General features: G+C 43.2%; 2 protein-coding genes. Both read left to right on the top strand.

Going from position 1 to position 1140, the window contains the following annotated elements; genetic code table 11:
* Nucleotides 1-217: 217 nt before the first annotated feature.
* Nucleotides 218-922: a ParA family protein gene (locus tag HBA93_RS17790; RefSeq protein WP_221724177.1), complete on the top strand. Its 705-nt coding sequence runs from the start codon at nt 218-220 to the stop codon at nt 920-922.
* Nucleotides 919-1140: hypothetical protein (locus tag HBA93_RS17785; protein WP_221724176.1), on the top strand; the 222-nt coding region annotated here is incomplete at its 3' end. The genes HBA93_RS17790 and HBA93_RS17785, both read left to right, overlap by 4 nt.

Below are 1140 nucleotides of genomic sequence, written 5' to 3'. Positions count from 1 at the left end.
GCACACCTTCATGTCCGCTATCTGCATTGCAGCAACCGTCATATTCTGGCTGGATCAATGAGTCCTGAGCCTAAATCTGCAAACTTTATGCTTGAAACTTAAAAATGCACACTGATTACTAAATCCTAATAACTAACCGCATAAACTAAAAACTAAATACTGAGTGCTTCTAACTTTGAACTTAGTGCTTGGTAGATAATAACAATGAGGTCTTGAAATGCTTTCAATCGCACTGGTCGGCCAAAAAGGTGGCGTAGGAAAATCAACGATTGCGTCAATTCTTGTTAATGCAGCGCTTGCAAAATCAAGCGATACTAAAGTGATGCTGATTGAAACAGACGAGCAAAAGTCGTCTCTCAAATTTCATGAAAAAGTTGTTTCAAAATATCCAGACTTAGCGGCTCGCTTCGCATCCCATGAAGCCAAGACCGATGAACAACTAGAAGCCGCTTTCAACCGTGCTATTGAAATGGACTGTGATTATGTTCTGATTGATACGGCAGGCTTGCACCATGAGTTTGTCACATCCGTTATCTCAGTGGCCGACAAAATTATCATTCCATTTCGGCCAACGCTTAAAGAATATGAATCACAGCTTGTCACACTGGAATTATATAAAAAAGCAAAAGCAGCCTTTGAAGCTGACGGCGGTTCAATCGGGGCAGGGGCATTAGTCTTGAACGACTGGAGCGACAGCAAGCAACTAACGGCTAAGCAAAGAGAAGTCCTTACGATGATCTTCAATGAGCCGATGCTAGCAGACTTCTTCATTCCAAGCCGCAACAGCTTTGAAACATTGGATCAAGGGAACCTATACTTTAAGGAACTTGACGAGGCTATCAATCCATTGACGAAACGCCACATTCAAGTTGACTTAGAGCAAGCACTGGAAACACTGTCTAAAATTGAGGCCATGCAATGAAAAAGAAAAATGATACAGCACTACGTATGGCTGAGTTTAAACAAAACCTAGCCCGTAAAAGTGCAATCCCATTCAATAGCAGCACTCCGGCTAAGCCCATGGAACCGGTGAAGCCTGAAGCGCTTTCGCCGGTCGCGGTTCCAACCTGTCCGTCGTCGAATGATTTGAGACTAATTGTGCTTTTGAAGATTGGATTTTCCGGCTCGGTTTATGGGTTG

The organism is Ochrobactrum sp. SFR4 (assembly GCF_019730395.1).
In the GTDB taxonomy this organism is placed as follows: Bacteria; Pseudomonadota; Alphaproteobacteria; order Rhizobiales; family Rhizobiaceae; genus Pseudochrobactrum.
This window is presented reverse-complemented; position numbering and strand designations above follow the sequence as displayed.